This is a genomic window from Sporomusa aerivorans (genome assembly GCF_041428895.1).
Classification (GTDB): Bacteria; Bacillota; Negativicutes; order Sporomusales; family Sporomusaceae; genus Sporomusa; species Sporomusa aerivorans.
The window spans coordinates 5,572,501-5,588,302 of the sequence record NZ_CP156926.1 but is presented as its reverse complement, the minus strand read 5'-3'; the positions used below and the strand labels follow the sequence as shown (position 1 = coordinate 5,588,302).

8 protein-coding genes, 5 tRNA genes and 1 rRNA gene (1 of these 14 cut by a window edge) are annotated in these 15,802 nt (G+C 45.3%); 11 read left to right on the top strand and 3 right to left on the bottom strand.

Features of this window, described 5'->3' with window-relative positions; all coding sequences use genetic code 11:
* Window positions 1-125: 125 nt before the first annotated feature.
* The 3 genes from SATMO3_RS26625 to SATMO3_RS26615 all read right to left on the bottom strand — a co-directional run bounded on the left by SATMO3_RS26625 (window position 126) and on the right by SATMO3_RS26615 (window position 6,166).
* The gene (locus tag SATMO3_RS26625) at window positions 126-2,477 is read right to left on the bottom strand and encodes a diguanylate cyclase (RefSeq protein WP_371373408.1); all 2,352 of its coding nucleotides are present in this window, start codon (window positions 2,475-2,477) and stop codon (window positions 126-128) included.
* Window positions 2,478-2,719: 242 nt separating this feature from the next.
* Entirely contained in the window at window positions 2,720-4,696 is a 1,977-nt protein-coding gene (locus SATMO3_RS26620) for a cache domain-containing protein (RefSeq protein ID WP_371373405.1), read from the bottom strand.
* 27 nt (window positions 4,697-4,723) lie between these two features.
* Window positions 4,724-6,166, bottom strand: a complete 1,443-nt coding sequence (locus SATMO3_RS26615; protein ID WP_371373402.1) for a sigma-54-dependent transcriptional regulator — start codon at window positions 6,164-6,166, stop codon at window positions 4,724-4,726.
* Between the two features lie 403 nt (window positions 6,167-6,569).
* On the opposite strand from SATMO3_RS26615, the gene SATMO3_RS26610 reads away from it, so the two are divergent.
* From SATMO3_RS26610 to SATMO3_RS26560, 11 genes are all read left to right on the top strand, one after another.
* Window positions 6,570-7,787, top strand: a complete 1,218-nt coding sequence (locus SATMO3_RS26610) for an MFS transporter (RefSeq protein ID WP_371373399.1) — start codon at window positions 6,570-6,572, stop codon at window positions 7,785-7,787.
* A 269-nt stretch (window positions 7,788-8,056) separates the two neighbouring features.
* Complete coding sequence (gene codY / locus SATMO3_RS26605) at window positions 8,057-8,833, top strand: GTP-sensing pleiotropic transcriptional regulator CodY (protein ID WP_371373397.1); 777 nt, start codon at window positions 8,057-8,059, stop codon at window positions 8,831-8,833.
* A gap of 323 nt (window positions 8,834-9,156) precedes the next feature.
* Window positions 9,157-9,975, top strand: a complete 819-nt coding sequence (locus SATMO3_RS26600) for an RMD1 family protein (RefSeq protein ID WP_371373394.1) — start codon at window positions 9,157-9,159, stop codon at window positions 9,973-9,975.
* Between the two features lie 267 nt (window positions 9,976-10,242).
* Window positions 10,243-12,471: a vitamin B12-dependent ribonucleotide reductase gene (locus SATMO3_RS26595; RefSeq protein ID WP_371373391.1), complete on the top strand. Its 2,229-nt coding sequence runs from the start codon at window positions 10,243-10,245 to the stop codon at window positions 12,469-12,471.
* Window positions 12,472-12,546: 75 nt separating this feature from the next.
* Window positions 12,547-13,242: a hypothetical protein gene (locus tag SATMO3_RS26590; protein ID WP_371373388.1), complete on the top strand. Its 696-nt coding sequence runs from the start codon at window positions 12,547-12,549 to the stop codon at window positions 13,240-13,242.
* An 88-nt stretch (window positions 13,243-13,330) separates the two neighbouring features.
* Window positions 13,331-13,413 (top strand) — tRNA-Leu (locus SATMO3_RS26585).
* Window positions 13,414-13,599: 186 nt separating this feature from the next.
* Window positions 13,600-13,686 (top strand) — tRNA-Leu (locus tag SATMO3_RS26580).
* Window positions 13,687-13,864: 178 nt separating this feature from the next.
* Window positions 13,865-13,941 (top strand) — tRNA-Pro (locus tag SATMO3_RS26575).
* A 57-nt stretch (window positions 13,942-13,998) separates the two neighbouring features.
* Window positions 13,999-14,075: transfer RNA gene (locus SATMO3_RS26570), tRNA-Val, on the top strand.
* Window positions 14,076-14,248: 173 nt separating this feature from the next.
* Window positions 14,249-14,323, top strand: a tRNA-Gly gene (locus SATMO3_RS26565).
* A gap of 42 nt (window positions 14,324-14,365) precedes the next feature.
* Window positions 14,366-15,802 (top strand): 16S ribosomal RNA (locus SATMO3_RS26560); it runs 118 nt beyond the window's last position.

The following is a 15,802-nucleotide window of genomic DNA, read 5'->3' as shown; positions in this document are numbered from 1 at the left end:
GAGGGCAGGGCTGTACCAACTTGAAATTGGGAACAGTCCTGCTTTTTAGTGGAGATGCCCGTATTGCTACGGCGCTAAAATATTACAAGCGTCAGCAAGACGGGTATCAATATAAAACGCGGGATCTAAGAAGATTCCCGCGACGATTGCGTAATACACTCAATAAATAAATCGACCAGTATTGGATCAAACTGGGAACCGGCGCATTTTTGCAGTTCAGACAATGCTGCATCGGCACTCATGGCTTTGCGGTAAGGCCGATCACTGGTCATTGCGTCGTAACCGTCAACGATTGCCAGAATTCTGCATTCAAGGGGGATGACTTCGCCGCTTAACCCCAGCGGATAGCCTTGACCGTTCCACCATTCATGGTGGGCCAGTATCCATTTGGCTATTGGCACTAAATCCGGCACGCCACTGGCTATCCGATAGCCGATTTCACAGTGCTGGCGCAGTATCTCCCATTCCTGCTCATTCAGAGGACCCGGCTTAAATAAAATATCATCCGGGATGCCTACTTTACCAATATCATGGAAGCGGGCCAAGAGCCTCAAATCGGCAATTGCACTCTCCGGTACACCCCTGGCCCGGCCAAGCAGCTCAATCAAGGCTTGCAGGCGGTCACTATGTCCGTCGGTTATATAGTCTCTGGCTTCGAGCGCTTTTATCAAGGCTTGTACCATAATATTGCGCGCGCTGTTTTTTCTGTGCAGTTTCTCCCGGTACATCGAGTTATCCGCCTTTTTAAACAGTGCAATCATATCAATAGGCGTTTGTGTATTCATGGCCCAGCCAATCGACAAGCTGATTGGCACAGTTGGGTTATCCGCATTGTAAAGTCTGATTTTCTCAGTGATGGTAGTACATTTCTTTTTTAATATCTCCTCAGAATTACATGACAGCAAAATCGCAAACTCATCGCCGCCGATCCTGGCGACAAGATCGCTGGAGCGGAACGATAGTTTTAAAATAACTGAGATTACTTGCAAGATAGTGTCGCCCATGGCGTGGCCAAACGAATCATTAACCATTTTTAAGCCGTCCACATCGCAGACAATTATTCCGGTGTCAGTCATTTGCAGGCGTTCACGGCGTTTCATTTCTTCTTCAAAGCAAGCCCGGTTATATAGTCCCGTTAAAGGATCATGCAGGCTCAGATGCTCTAATTGAAACTGCAAGTTTTTTTGTTCCGTGATATTGCGAATCATAGCCAGGACTTCGTTTTTTTCACTGACAACGATCCTTGCCTCATAATATTCTGCTTGATCCTTTTGCGTTAGCTGATACTCAAATATCTGGATTTCATTTGTCTGGATACTTGTTGTAATGCCTGCCAGGAAGCTTTGGGCAATGCTTACAGGAAAGACATCTGTCACCGTTTTCCCTAAAATATTCTCCGGAAGCCAATCCACGTGCCGCTGACTCGCCGAATGTTTAATAAATGTGCCATGCCGGTCAAGAATGAATAAGGGATCAGGGATGGCGGTAATTATCGCTACATTGTCAGCCTGGGATTTTTGCAAAGCATCTTCGGCCTGCTTGCGCTGGGCTAATTCCGCCTTATAGGAAGAAATAAGTATAGCATTTACCAGCGCTATTGATGCCAGTTCGGCAAAATGGTTGAGTAAAGAAATTTCCTGCTCGCAGAATCTTTTCTCTGATTCCAGGAATGCCAGACAAAATGCACCAATTACCTGGTTTTTTGACTTAAGAGGAACAAGGGCAATTGCGTGGAGTTGGTCGAAAAAGGGGCCGTTTAGCCGGTTGGTACAGGTACTGTAGTCATCGGACACTATTATTTCGCCTGTTTTGTACACTTGTCCGGCAATACCTTCATTAAGCTTAAACTGAAGGCTTTCGTCCCGGGCAAAATGGCCTAGCCCTATTTTACGTTCGAAGACTCCCCGCGGTTCATTTACCATACTTATATAACAATGCGGTGTGCCGATTAGTTCGCTGGCACGAGTGGCGATTGTTGCGAGGACTTCATTTAACTCGATGCTTTGCATTAAATACAGTGCTGTTTGGTGCAGGGAACTTAAAAGAATGTTTTGCCGGTAAAGTTCGCCTAGTAAAAGGCGATGTTTCGCTTCGCTTTGCTGCAGGGCAGTTTCCATTGCCACTGCTTCCGAAATATCCCGCACTACGCTGACGAGCGCCGCATCTTCCTGGAGTGCAAGCCGGCGCGAATTTACTTCTACCGGAAACCGCTCCCCGTTTCTGCGCATATGAATAGTACGAAACAAGATTCCGCTCTCATGGGCAAGCATCATTTGATCACCAACGAAGTCGCGCGTCTCAGGGGCGCGCAAATCTTTAATATGCATGGCTTGCAATTCTGCCAGCACATAACCGTAGGCTTGAACGGCTGCGCAATTAGCATGCAGGATATCGCCATGGGTGCTGACAACAAGAATGATGTCTCTGGCCTGTTCCATTATATTCTTGTAAAAAGCAGTATCAATAGAAACAGTCATTTACATTCTCCCTTCCGTAGATGGCATTAGATGCGTGCAACGACAACCCAAAATACTTGTCACATGTGTTGCTGCATTCTGGATAATAAAATATCAAGCAAGAATTGTGCCAGTTTGCTTCAGCTCTGCTTGATACTTTACGAACCCGTATTTTGCATCCATTTGCAGAGTAAAACCCAGGATCGAGTCATTTATAAATTTTCTTTAGGCGAGCTTTTCTTGTACCGATTGATGCATCAAATTCAACACAAAGACGCAATTTGTGCATTGCTGTTTTCGCCAGCTTCTTGATAGAGAGGAAATTGCACACGAAAGACAGTTCCGCCATAGGGAGCTTGCTTTACTTCGATGGTGCCCTGATTAGATTCAACAAAAGAATGGACAATGGAAAGGCCGAGTCCCATACCTTTCTCTTCAGGCTTAGTAGAGAAGAAAGGTTCAAAGATCCGGCACAGTAGAGCTGTTTCTATGCCAGGGCCGTTATCAATGACCTCCAGAATAATACGTCCATCAGTGGCCTGTGTATTAATCTCAATTCGTTTTTGGATATACTCAACTGTGTCGAGTGCTTGTATGGCATTTGTTAATAAATTAATAATTATTCCTTCCAATGCTGCCGGAACGATTAGTATCTCACTGGGAGACTTGCATAGCGTTACTTTTAGTTCGATGTTGTGGAAGCTCGTTTGGCTGCCCAGAAGCTGCACAACTTTTTGAATGGTTTCGTTCAGATTCACAGGAACCTGCAACTGTTTATCCGGCTTGGCGAACGAACGGATATTTCTTATGATTTGGTCTATCCTGTCGGCTTGAGTAGCTATCGATTTTATATCTGCCATAATCCTTGCCATTTCCAGCGGTTTTCCCTGCCTATGCCAGTAAAGGGCGGCGCCGCTGGCAACTTTAATAGCATTCAGCGGCTGATTAATCTCATGGGCCATGCCGGCGGCCAAAATGCCGAGAGAGGCGGCTTTTTCAATACGGGCCATTTCTTTAGCCTCTTCACGGCGTATCTCCTCAACTAATTTGCGTTGAACAATCTCATTTGTCAATCTGGCATTGATTGTTTCTATCTCAAGGACCTGGCTTTCCAGCTTTATTTCCTTCTCTTTAAGGAGCTGAACGGTAGTTTTGATTTTATGGCTCATATTCGTAAAAGTAGCGCACAATCGATCCAGCTCATACGGCAACTTTTCGGAGAATCCATTCTGCCCTGCAAGACAGTTGTATTCTTGCAGGACAATCAAGTTTGACTGCTCTATCAGCCAGTCTATAGGCCGTTTCACCCGTTTAGTTATATAGGTAGCCAGTGGAAGAATCATGAGGAGCAGCAGGCCTGTGCCTATGGCCATCATTCCTAACTGGGTATATATTGGCGCCAGGATGTCCGCTTCGTCAATGCTGCCGATAAGGGTCCAGTCGCGTTCCGGTATATATTGATAAGCGCCAAGCACCTTGGCGTTCCGGTAATTTACCCAGGCTGCTGTCCCGGAGTTTCCGAGATGTATTTTCATTAGCGATTCTTCAGAAAGCGCAAGCTTCATTAGGGGAGAACCCTCTAAAAGTCCCTCTTCTGGGGAATTGTTGCTGTGCTTTGGCTCGGCGATCATAACTCCTTGGCTATTGACAAGAAGAATCTCGGATGTTTGTCCCAGCCAATTATTGCGTATGAAAGTCTCCAGTGTTTTTGTCCGGACAGAACCAAGGATTAATCCCTGAAATTTACCGCTGTAATCGTAAACCGGAGCCGAAAAGTTAATAATCGGCAACCCGCTATTCCGGCCGATGACGACATCTGAAATATATTCTTTGCCTGCTATAGCAGCCTGGTAGTAAGGCTGCTTAATTGTGGAATTAAATCTGATTCCGTCATTTAACGTCGACATTCTGAAGAAACCATCTTTATCAATATAAGATAAGGAGTCAAAATCGGTATTTAGCCGTTGCATTAGTTCGAGATTATCTTGCATTCGATTCTCTGCTAAAGTTCGAAATGCAGCTGACCCGCTTAATATACGAACGCTTTTAGCACGTTCCTCTACCCAGAATTCAATGAGCTGCTTTGTAAACCCGACCCGCTGATTAATCAATTCCAGATTTTTATGTTTGGCTGTGCAAATTTGGCCAACGGTATAAATCATCATGATGAGCAGACTGGGTATGATTACAAGAAGCATCATCCATAGTTTTAACTGACGCTCTAATGTTGTAGCTTTCATTTCTTCCCCATGACAGTAAATATTCGATTATTTAGAGTTTCTTTTGAGGCGGCAGGCCAGCGAACTGCGTGAAATGCCAAGATATTGGGCTGTTTTCGTCTTATTCCCGCCGAATTTTAACAGAGCTTTTTTGACAATATCCTGCATGTATAAATCCAAATCTAACGGTTCCTCGGGAAGATTATACTTTTGCGTGTTAAGAATATACTCCTTGTTCTTGGCTTCTGCGGCTGGTTTTGTTAACATTCTTAGATGCTTAGCAAGAATTTCTTTTTCGTCATACATGAAAACAATCCATTCGATCAGATTCTTTAATTCCCGGATATTGCCGGGCCAGGGATGGGCAGTAAGCAATTGAGCCGCTGCTTTGCTTATGGAGGAAAATTGCTTGTTCTTATGTTTTTTGGCAAGCTGCATAAAATGAAGGGCTAATGGAAGTATCTCCGTTTGGCGATTGCGTAAGGGCGGGATATCAATAACTCCTCCCTGTAACCGGTAATACAGATCCTGACGAAACTTTCCTTCTTGAACACATAAGGCTAAATTCGCATTGGTTGCACAGATTATCCGGATATCTGTTTTGATTTTTCGCGTGCCGCCAACCCGGTACAGTTCCTTTTCCTGAATAACTCGCAATAATTTTCCCTGTAACTCCAGCGATATTTCGGAAACTTCGTCCAAGAACAAAGTTCCGCCCTGGGCCAACTCTATTTTTCCTGGCCTGCCGCCGCGCAAACTGCCTGTAAATGCCCCCTCTTCATAGCCAAACATTTCGCTTTCGAATAAAGTAGCGGTTATGGACGGGCAGTTAATATCAATAAATGCTCCAGCGTTAACAAGAGAGCCAAAATGAATTAACCTCGCAATGATCTCTTTCCCTGTTCCTGTCTCTCCCTGTATTAAAACAGGCATTGCGCGATCAGTGTGGTATTTTTGGGCTTGTTCAATAATGTTCTGCATGGTTTCGGAGAAGATACCAATGTGTTTTAGGCCAGCGGATTGAGCTGCAAGTTGTTGCGATCTTGTTATTTCCGCCGGTATATTCCGTTTAATTGCCTTAGTATACTTCGAATAAGACAGTGAAGTCCGCTCCTTTGCGGCCTTTGCCAGGTGATACTGCTCAACTCTCCCGGCAAGAATCGCAAGTTTTTCCACATCGATAGGTTTAAGCAAGTAATCATAGGCGCCGGAACGTAATGCTGCAATAGCTGAATCCATATCCCCGTGTCCGGTAAATAATACAACGCTGGTATCTGACGTTTTTAGAGCTTTAATATTTTTCAACAGCTCCAGCCCGGACATCCCGGGCATTCTTATATCGGATAGCACCATAGGGAAGTGTTCACTATGAAACAGGCTTAACGCCTCGTCCCCGTCACTGCACTCGCTAACGGCATGACCTAAATCTCTCAGAAAACTGGCTACGTGTTTTCGACTGTCATGATCATCATCCACCAACAAAACTCTCAAGGTTTTTCCTCCCCGTGCATCTAAGATAGTACGAGATTTATGCTTATTAATTTACGTTTTTGACTGGTTTTAATAGCTTATATAGAGAAAATGGCAATACTGATATAGGTAATTCCCATCTTCTCTATATATTTTTAAGTTTCCTGCATCCCTGTGTTGTTATTTCGGCAATTGCGAAATCAGCAGCGGGTGATAAAGCGGACTTAGCTTCAGGTGGGGCTTTAATCCTACCTGAAGCTAAGTTGTCGAATAAAACATATTGGTTAAATGGATAAGGACTACGGTGTTTATTTAGAAGAGTACTGTTACTTGTCAACAAAGAGTGATTGGCAGGAATTATCCGAATATTAGCGAAGAGTACAACAGTACAGATAATCAAAGGTTGCTGGGGGATATAATACTTATGAAAGATAGTCTTGAGGGAATACGACCGTTCAGTTTATTGTCCAGAAATTTTATTTGTATTTGCCTTTCCAGCTTTTTGTATTTTGGCAGTTTTTATCTGCTGCTGCCTGTATTGCCGCAATTTGTGGCGTGGCTGGGCGGTACGACAAGTCAAATCGGTCTGGTCACCGGCTTTTTTACTATGATGTCTGTTATCACCCGCCCCTATTTCGGTAAACTTGCGGATAAGTATGGCCGGAAAAAAATAATGATGTTTGGTGCAGGGCTTTTCGCTTTGCTGTTTTTCGCCTATGGTCAGATGCAAACCATTGTGCCGCTGTACATACTGAGAGTAATGCACGGCATCGCCCATGGCAGCTATTTGGCGGCCGCGTTTGCTTATGTCGCCGATTTGGCTCCGGCCGCACGGCGGGGAGAAGTTATGGGTATTTACGGGGCGGCCAATGTGGTGGCCATGGCACTTTTTCCGGCCTGGGGCAGTTCAATAATAACAAATACACACGATTTTTCAATACTGTTTGTGACTGCCATAGCTGCAGCCGGCGCTGGTTTTCTGGCTATTTTGTTCATTGATGAGATAAAGCCGGAAGAAAGTCGTAACCAGAATGCCAATATCATGGCAATTATCCGCCACCGGGCGGTACTTGTGGCTTCACTCACGCTGTTTGCCGCGGCGACGCTATATGGTACGGTTATTACTTTCCTGCCTGTATACGCGCCTGAGCGGGGAATTATACATTTTGGCGTGTTTTTCACGACCTATGCGGCTTTTACATTAATTAGCAGGATTATTGCCGGAAAACTGTCAGACCGTTTTGGCCGTCGTGCAGTTATTCTTCCTTTTCTGTCATTTGTGGCTGTGGCAGCATTTTTGCTGCCTTTTGTAAACAGTGTTACTATGTTAATTGTTATCGGCGGTTTGTTCGGGTTTGGCTTTGGCGCATTTATGCCTGCGCTGAATGCTTTTGTAGTGGATGAAGTTTCACCCGGGGAACGGGCTAGCGCCCTCGCCGTTTTTACTGCATTTATGGATGTGGGGATTACAACAGGCGCGGTGTTCTTAGGAATTATCGGCGAATTCTGGGGATATGCATCCATGTTTGGTGTTGGCGGTGGTATTGTCGTTCTGGGGATTTTACTATTTGCCGTAGGAGCCAGGCCTGCTTTTATGAAAAAAAACTGCCAGATGATACAAAAAAATGAAGATAAAAGCTAACTTATGTCATATTCTATGTAAATTTGGCAGGAGTTAGCTTTTTCTATGGTAAATATTATACGATATATAAATATAGGTTAAAATGGTATAAGGAAGGGTAGCAAAGGCGCTATCCAGTTTATTGCTGAACTTATTACAGTGGCTGTATTGGTTGTTGGCAACAGGAACTAAGCCGCTGTCACATGATACCGTTTAATGCTATTCAAGTAAAAACAGATGGGACAATGGTGTCCCTGTCCCTTTATTATGTCGAAAGGCGGGATTATATCGTGACAACATTGTTAAATCAAACGCGGGCAATTAACCAGTTACTACAAAAATCAGAGAAAGTGGATTATGGTAAGGTTGCCGAACTTCTTAGCGGGTGCATGGCAGCTAATGTGTATTTGGTTGACAGAGAAGGCAGCATTCTAGGATATGCCCTATACGACGGATTTGGCTGCGACCTTATACTGGATGACGTTCTTGAACAAGGCAAGTTCCCGGAAGAATATATGAAGGTACTGAAAAACGTGCGTGAAACTACCAGCAATATTCGTCTCAAAGACGGTTGCTGCGTGTTTAGTGAAGACCTTAAATGCCCTGTTGAGGAAAAGTACAGCCTGGTAGTCCCGGTAGTTGGGATTGGTAAACGACTGGGATCTTTATTGATTGCCAAGTTTCACGCAGAGTTTAACGAAAGTGATTTAGTGCTGGCCGAGTATGGCGCCACCATGCTGGGCATGGATATGCTGCGGGGCCGGATGGATAAGATGGAAGACGACACCCGCAAGAGAACCACAGTTCAGGTGGCGCTAAGTACGCTATCTTATTCTGAGATCGAAGCGGCCACTAACATCCTGCAGGAACTCGACGGCGATGAAAATCTGATTGTGGCCAGCAAAATAGCAGACCGTGTCGGCATTACCCGTTCAGTTATTGTAAACGCACTAAGAAAACTTGAGAGTGCCGGCGTGATTGAGTCTAAGTCGCTTGGTATGAAAGGCACGTTTATCAAAATTCTTAATGAACATTTGCTTGAAGAAATCAATAAGAAAAAACACTAAAAATTTCGTCGGCGTACAGCAAAAAAAAATTGACATGGGGAAGGGAAGCCTTGACAAAGGTTTCCCTTACATTGGTTGAGCTCCCGTGTTTTTCCGGATGTAGCCGTTGCAGTCATTTTTTGATTAGGTGCAGAATCATTGCAGGATACAATTTATAACTAAGAATCATAGTCCATAACTTCCCTGGTTATGGTTTTTTTCTAGTAGTATGTACTTGAGTAATTTACAATGACGTTCCACCTACGACACTACATGAAAGAACTCAATTTTAGCGGCAGCTTACTGCCGTTCGCGGAGTGTATATTAAGCGGAGGGAATAATGGATGGTTGCTGAGCTTAAAGCAATTGTGTTATGCAACGAAGTGAATTTAAATAAGATAGCCCAGCACTTTGGGATCAACCGTAAATTTAAATGGGAAGATTCTTTGGTATTAAGGCTGGATCATTTACAGGGGATTGTGAATGATACAACACAGAAGCTTGTATATTTGTTTTATTTTGGCAGTATGGTATTTATCAACTTCCAACACCATGAAATCATGGATGTTGTGAAATATCTAAAGAAAATTGAACCGGAAATAAATGAAAGCTGCTCTTTTATCTACGAAGACGACTATAAAATAGAAGTAGATTCAGTTGAAGCACCGGCAATTAACAATGACTATATGATTGTGAACAGCTATAGCGAATATCAGTTGGAGATTGTTGCGACCATTCTGGCAAAGTCAGTTTCGCTGGAGAAGAGTGAAACAGAAGTCGATTCCCTGCTGGATCGGATAGAGAATGTCGTGAACAATCTCAATCGGGGTGAACTGGGTGTTTCTGATGAAGATTTAGCGAAAATGTCAGCCAGTATCCTTAGATTCAAGCTCAATGCTATTTCGTATTTAATGATTTTGGATAATCCGGAAATAACCTGGACCAATGAAGAGGCATCGGCCTTGAATGACGAACTGTCTGTATTGTTCGAGCTCAAAGACCGTTATGAAAAAATCCGGCACAAGACCGAGACGCTCATGGATATTACTGAAGCATTTTCCAACCTGGTTCACGCCAAACGGGGAACAAGACTGGAATGGGCCATTATTATATTAATCGTGATAGAGATTATTCTGTCATTGTATGAAATGTTTTTCCACTAAGACAAATAAAACGGCGGCAACTTACAATAAATGTAAGCTGCCGCCGTTTTATTTGAGGTCATTTAATCCTAGCCGGCGGCGTGTCGCTGACGATCAGCTGCAATTAAGCAACCGGTTATTGACAGGCAATGTAAAGGTGGATAGCCGGTTAAGATCTGGAAAATTACAGCTAATTTATATTGACGTAACCAAAGATTGTAGATACAATATATTGTATCATGATGTTTTGAACATACAAAATGTTGTATTATATCAGGGGGTTACAGGATGAAATTATCAGAAAATGCTATAAAGGTTCTTGAAAAAAGATATCTGATAAAGGATGAAAATGGCCGGTTACTGGAAGATGCTGACGGAATGTTTCACAGAGTTGCCAAAGCTGTTGCCAGTGCGGATGCTCCGTATGTTTCGGCAGCAGAACTACAGGTACTTGAGAATGAATTCTACGACTTGATGTCCAATCTCGAGTTTTTGCCGAATTCACCCACGCTAATGAATGCCGGCCGGCCTTTGGGACAGTTGAGTGCCTGCTTTGTGCTGCCAATTGAAGACACTATGGAAGATATATTTGAGACGGTAAAGAATGCTGCATTGATTCATAAAAGCGGTGGCGGAACAGGTTTTAGTTTTTCCAGATTAAGGCCTAAAGGCGCGGCGGTAAATTCAACTGGCGGGGTTGCCAGCGGTCCTATTAGTTTTATGAAAGTCTTTAACGCCGCTACCGAGGCGGTAAAGCAGGGAGGCACTCGCAGGGGGGCTAATATGGGAATCCTGCGTGTCGATCACCCGGATATCCTTGATTTCATTACCGCTAAAAAGGACAATGCCGATATTACCAACTTTAATATTAGTGTTGGCCTCACCGAAGAGTTTATGAAGGCGGTGGCCGAGAACAAGGACTATGATCTGATCGATCCGCATCAAAGCCGTGTTGTAAAACAGTTGAATGCCAGAGAAGTATTTGACACTGTTGTAGATATGGCCTGGAAGAACGGGGAACCCGGTATACTGTTTCTTGACAGGCTGAACAAGGCTAATGCGACGCCGGCACTGGGAGAGTTTGAAAGTACCAACCCCTGTGGGGAACAGCCGCTCTTACCTTATGAATCCTGCAATCTTGGCTCTATCAATTTGAGCCTGATGACAAAACTTACCGATAAGGGACCTGTTGCCGACTTTGAACGTATAGGCGCCATCGTAAAGAAAGCGGTTCATTTTCTGGATAATGTTATTGATATCAATAAATATCCGTTACCGGAAATAGAAACAACGACAAAGGGAACCCGGAAAATTGGCCTGGGAGTTATGGGCTGGGCCGATATGCTCTACCAACTGAACATTCCTTATAATTCAGAGCAGGCTTTGGCCCTGGCAGAGAGAATAATGAATTTCATTCAGGAGCAATCCAGAAAAGCATCTATGGAACTGGCGGAGAGAAAGGGCGTATTTTTACACTTTGACAAAAGCATCTATAAAAAACAGGGAATTGAGGTACGCAACGCAACGACTACAACAATTGCTCCAACCGGAACATTGAGTATTATTGCCGGCGTTTCCAGCGGTATTGAACCTTTATTTGCATTATCTTATATCAGAAATGTCATGGATAATGACGAGCTAATTGAAACAAATCCGATATTTGAACAAGTTTCTGTAAGGCAGGGTTTCTACACCAAGGCATTAATGCGGATGATTGCCCAAAAGGGGACCATACAAGGCCTGGAGGAAATACCGGCGGCAATTCAGAAAACTTTTGTTACCGCACATGATATTTCCCCGGAATGGCACGTAAAAATGCAGGCGACTTTTCAAAAGTATACCGACAATGCGGTTTCGAAAACGGTAAACCTGTGCAACAAGGCGACAAAAGAAGACGTTAAGAATGTATTTACCTTAGCGTATGAGACCGGCTGTAAAGGGGTAACTATTTACCGGGATGGCAGCCGGGATATGCAGGTGCTTAATATCGGTAAAGTTAACGGCAAAGAGACAGTTGAAGCAGGAAGTGTAATGCCGGAGGAAAAACAAGCTTTTTTCTCACCAAGACCCAGACCGGAAATTACAACCGGCTTTACTGAAAAAGTCAAAATCGGATGTGGCACTATATTCATCACTGTAAACTATGATCAGCATGGAATATGCGAGGTCTTTACCAATACCGGACGCGCCGGCGGCTGCCCGTCTCAATCCGAGGCGACGGCAAGACTCGTGTCGATTGCTTTGCGTGCCGGTATAGATGCCAACTCTATCATTGATCAGTTAAAGGGTATCCGGTGCCATTCAACAATCAGACAAAAAGATTTGAAAGTGTTGTCATGCCCTGATGCTATTGGTAAGGTTATTGAAAAAGTAATGAAACTCCAGAATGGTGATGCATTGGCAACGCAGGCTGCTACTACGGTGACCGGTAATGACTGTCCTGAATGCGGTAAGACGGTTGAACATGAAGGCGGTTGTGTTATTTGCCGGCATTGCGGCTTCAGCAAATGTGGCTAATTAAATTTGACACTGAGTGCACCTGTTAAGGCGAAGATCAAACTGTTGACTTCTGGAAGAAAGGAGGGGTGATTCTTGGGTGACAAGGCTGAGATTTTGGCAGAATTTCAACGCGCACGCATGAATGAGGAAGCGGTCAGCGTAGAAAGAGTGTATTTTTATAAAACAGACAGAAAAGTTAATCCGCAGCAAGAGGAACCCTTCTTTATTTCCCTGGGGGAGCTGCCTGTCTTGATATCGGCTCCCCATGCCGTCAGGCATTACCGGCAAAAGAAGATTAAGATGTCAGATCAGTTTACCGGAGCTACTGCTTTCCTTTTACACAGACTGACGGACTGTCACGTACTGGCAACCGCCAAGTTGTATGGCGGTGATCCTAATGTCGACAACCCTTGTATCTACAAAAACAAAATAGCCGAAATCTGTCAACGGGAAAAGGTGAAATTGGTTCTAGACATTCATGGGGCTGCCCGTGAGCACGATTTTGATGTGGATTTAGGTACTGACGACGGTAGGACCCTTCTCGGCAAGAACAAAATACTGACATTGCTCGAACGCAGCTTTCAGGACTTTGGACTGCACAGAATCTCTCGTGATCATTTCGCCGCCAGTGGCTCTAACACTATTGCGAATTACGTGGGCCGCGAACTAAAAATCCCCGCAGTGCAGCTAGAGATAAACAAACAATTCCGGGTGCCAGGCCAAAACCCGCAAGGCTTTCACCGGCTGTTGGGCGCATTGGTTTCAAGTGTTAAAGAACTGGCGCGGTAGACAATAAAATGTCGTAAATATCGTAAAAAAACAGGTTGCCCGTGTTGACAATAATATGTTTCTCTGGTATAGTATGAATTCCGGGGACGCGGGAGTGGCGGAATTGGCAGACGCACCAGACTTAGGATCTGGCGGGTGACCGTGGGGGTTCAAGTCCCTTCTCCCGCACCATTTAAGCATAAGCAGAGAGCCTAAGAAAACGAGCCGAAAGGCGAAGATTGATTAGTGCGAATCGCTTAGTTCTGAGCGTCAGCGATAAGCAGAGAGCCCAAGAAAGCGAGCCGAAAGGCGAAGATTGATTGGTACGAATCGCTTAGTTCTGAGCGGTAGCGAAGAACATCCTTATAATATATACACGCCGGAGTGACGTAATTGGCAGACGTAGCAGACTCAAAATCTGCCGGGGGCAACCCCGTGTCGGTTCGAGTCCGACCTCCGGCACCATATAAGCAGAGAGTCCAAGAAAGCGAGCCGAAAGGCGAAGGTTGATTGGTACGAATCGCTTAGTTCTGAGCGGTAGCGATAAGCAGAGAGTCCAAGAAAGCGAGCCGAAAGGCGAAGGGTTGATTGGTACGAATCGCTTAGTTCTGAGCGGTAGCGAAGAACATCCTATATATAATACCGGGGCGTGGCTCAGTTTGGTAGAGTACCTGGCTTGGGACCAGGGGGTCGCAGGTTCGAATCCTGCCGCTCCGACCAATTTGCAATCTTGGTATTGACAAATTGATGACTGATTGATAGAATTGTAATTCCTGTGGGGCTATAGCTCAGTTGGTTAGAGCGCTACGTTGACATCGTAGAGGTCTCGTGTTCGAGTCACGATAGCCCCACCAACCAAGAAATAACAGTTGACATAGTGTGTGTAGATATGATAATCTATATAAGTCGCGTCAAGCGGCGATGTCGATTGTGACCGTTCCCTGAAAACTGAACAATGTAAGTAATGCATCATAAAAAGCCAGATGTGCGGTGGTTTTTTTAAAACCACGTCAATGAATTAACGGATGCGGAAGTAGCTCAGCGGTAGAGCATCGCCTTGCCAAGGCGAGGGTCGCGAGTTCGAATCTCGTTTTCCGCTCCAAAAGATATTAAGAGCCAACAAATGGCTTCAATAAATAAAACTTTATTGGAGAGTTTGATCCTGGCTCAGGACGAACGCTGGCGGCGTGCCTAACACATGCAAGTCGAACGGAGTATTCATTTATGGATACTTAGTGGCGAACGGGTGAGTAACGCGTAGACAACCTGCCTCTAAACTGGGGACAACACCGCGAAAGTGGTGCTAATACCGAATGTGGTAACTTGGTTGCATGACTGAGTTAAGAAAGGTGGCCTCTATATATAAGCTACCGTTTAGAGATGGGTCTGCGTCTGATTAGCTAGTTGGTGAGGTAATGGCTCACCAAGGCGACGATCAGTAGCCGGTCTGAGAGGATGAACGGCCACACTGGGACTGAGACACGGCCCAGACTCCTACGGGAGGCAGCAGTGGGGAATCTTCCGCAATGGACGAAAGTCTGACGGAGCAACGCCGCGTGAGTGAAGAAGGTTTTCGGATCGTAAAGCTCTGTCGTTTGGGACGAACGTATCTTGTGTAAATAATGCAAGGTAATGACGGTACCAAAGGAGGAAGCCACGGCTAACTACGTGCCAGCAGCCGCGGTAATACGTAGGTGGCAAGCGTTGTCCGGAATTATTGGGCGTAAAGGGCGTGTAGGTGGATCTTTAAGTCTTGTGTCTAAGTGCGGAGCTCAACTCCGTATGGGCGCAGGAAACTGGGGATCTTGAGTGCAGGAGAGGAAAGTGGAATTCCCAGTGTAGCGGTGAAATGCGTAGATATTGGGAGGAACACCAGTGGCGAAGGCGACTTTCTGGACTGTGTCTGACACTGAGGCGCGAAAGCCAGGGGAGCGAACGGGATTAGATACCCCGGTAGTCCTGGCCGTAAACGATGGGTACTAGGTGTAGGAGGTATCGACCCCTCCTGTGCCGGAGTTAACGCAATAAGTACCCCGCCTGGGGAGTACGGCCGCAAGGTTGAAACTCAAAGGAATTGACGGGGGCCCGCACAAGCGGTGGAGTATGTGGTTTAATTCGACGCAACGCGAAGAACCTTACCAGGGCTTGACATTGAGTGAAAAACTAAGAGATTAGTTCCTCCCTTCGGGGACACGAAAACAGGTGGTGCATGGCTGTCGTCAGCTCGTGTCGTGAGATGTTGGGTTAAGTCCCGCAACGAGCGCAACCCTTATCCTTTGTTGCCAGCACGTTATGGTGGGAACTCAAGGGAGACTGCCGCAGACAATGCGGAGGAAGGCGGGGATGACGTCAAGTCATCATGCCCCTTATGTCCTGGGCTACACACGTACTACAATGGGCTTAAACAAAGCGAAGCAAGCCTGCGAAGGTAAGCGAAACGCATAAACAAGCTCTCAGTTCGGATCGGAGGCTGCAACTCGCCTCCGTGAAGTCGGAATCGCTAGTAATCGCAGGTCAGCATACTGCGGTGAATACGTTCCCGGGCCTTGTACACACCGCCCGTCACACCACGAAAGTTGGA

Bases quoted from the DNA above. Each gene is read 5' to 3' on its own strand.
- SATMO3_RS26620 (WP_371373405.1), bottom strand. From the start codon at position 4,696: ATGAAAGCTACAACATTAGAGCGTCAGTTAAAACTATGGATGATGCTT.
- SATMO3_RS26625 (WP_371373408.1), bottom strand. From the start codon at position 2,477: ATGACTGTTTCTATTGATACTGCTTTTTACAAGAATATAATGGAACAG.
- SATMO3_RS26595 (WP_371373391.1), top strand. From the start codon at position 10,243: ATGAAATTATCAGAAAATGCTATAAAGGTTCTTGAAAAAAGATATCTG.
- SATMO3_RS26610 (WP_371373399.1), top strand. From the start codon at position 6,570: ATGAAAGATAGTCTTGAGGGAATACGACCGTTCAGTTTATTGTCCAGA.
- SATMO3_RS26600 (WP_371373394.1), top strand. From the start codon at position 9,157: ATGGTTGCTGAGCTTAAAGCAATTGTGTTATGCAACGAAGTGAATTTA.